This window comes from Vibrio sp. Vb1574, assembly GCF_033338675.1.
Genome location: NZ_JAWOTC010000230.1, coordinates 1 through 1351, shown reverse-complemented (window position 1 = coordinate 1351; position 1351 = coordinate 1). Strand labels below are relative to the sequence as shown.

The window sequence follows — 1351 nt, the reverse complement described above, 5'->3', positions numbered from 1 at the left end:
TGAGGCATTTTACAGCGCCGACAAATCTCGTAATAAAAGCACCAGCGGCTTTGGTTTAGGACTTGCTATCGTAAGACAAATTATGGAATTGCAACGCGGCGATGTTTCTATTTCACACAGTCCTCTTGGTGGCGCCTGCTTCACCGTATCTCTGCCTAAATAACGGGCGAACAACGATAAAAGTTAAAGCGCAGTTCGCTTAGTTTCTGCGCTATTTTCTTCCTCATCCGCTCTTATTACATAAGACGACATTTCGATACAATCCATAGACAGAGACAAGTAATAAAACAGTGTACATTTAATCCATCAATTCACAGAGATAATGGATTCACCCCATGTATAAACCACTTTTACTCGTTGTCCTTTCTTCCTCACTTGCAGCATGTGCTTACAACCAAAAGCCTGTTGTAGACATGACGAATGTTGACCAAGCGCAATACGAACAAGATTTTGCCTACTGCCAAGGTTACGCAGAGAAAGTCGACAAAACAGAAGCTGCTAAATCTGACGCAACCAATGGTGCAATGACTGGCGCATTAATCGGTGCCGCGGCAGGTGCTCTTGAAGATGGTATTGGCGGTGCAGCTGTTGGCGCAGTAGCTGGCAGTGCAGTCGGTGCTGGTGCAGGCGCTTTAGGTGGCGCGAATGATTCCACCAAAACACAAGCTCTCGTGCTACGCAAATGCCTACAAAATAAAGGTTACACCGTTTACGACCTTGATTAAGCATTAGTCTAAACCACACAACCAAAGTACTTACTCATCAAATCAAACGTGACGTTTTTTGCTTGCACCCATATTCACAAATGTTTCACGTCTAACCGATTAGTCTCAGATCGCAATTTGGTGCATTTCGGTACTAACACACATCAATCAACCAATAATAAGAATTAAGGCCCAATTTTGAAGCCAGGTAAAACAGGAATTCGCCGAGTCATGGATGCGACCGGTTACTCAATTAAAGGACTAAAAGCCGCGTGGACTCATGAAGCCGCTTTTAGACAAGAACTCGTACTGACTTTGGTTCTTTCTATCAGCGCATTTTTTCTGCCAGTTACCACGCTTGAACGTGTATTGATGATCAGCAGCCTATTGCTGATTTTAATCGTCGAACTTATTAATTCCGCCGTAGAAGCGGTTGTCGACCGTGTCAGCGATGACTGGCATGAACTCAGTGGTCGAGCCAAAGACATTGGCTCTGCAGCAGTATTTGTTGCGCTATTTCTTGCCCTATTTGTTTGGGCGTCGTTCTTGCTTTAGTTTTATTCAAGAAAGTAACTTATGAAGACTATTGATTCTCCAAAGAAAGGTATCCCATACGTTGCCTTTACTGTTCTACTCGCGCTGTATTT

The 1351-nt window shown here is 43.8% G+C and carries 3 protein-coding genes; all 3 read left to right on the top strand.

What is annotated here, in order from left to right; genetic code table 11:
• On the top strand, positions 1 to 163 hold a 163-nt coding region (locus R7O12_RS25070; RefSeq protein WP_318126762.1), incomplete at its 5' end, for an ATP-binding protein.
• A 172-nt stretch (positions 164 to 335) separates the two neighbouring features.
• A complete protein-coding gene (locus R7O12_RS25065; protein ID WP_005463395.1) occupies positions 336 to 725 on the top strand; it encodes a hypothetical protein in 390 nt (129 codons plus the stop codon).
• A gap of 177 nt (positions 726 to 902) precedes the next feature.
• Positions 903 to 1259, top strand: a complete 357-nt coding sequence (locus R7O12_RS25060; protein ID WP_005463392.1) for a diacylglycerol kinase — start codon at positions 903 to 905, stop codon at positions 1257 to 1259.
• Positions 1260 to 1351 lie beyond the last annotated feature (92 nt).

Excerpts from the sequence above, each read along its gene's own strand:
- R7O12_RS25065 (WP_005463395.1), top strand. The coding sequence starts at position 336 with ATGTATAAACCACTTTTACTCGTTGTCCTTTCTTCCTCACTTGCAGCA.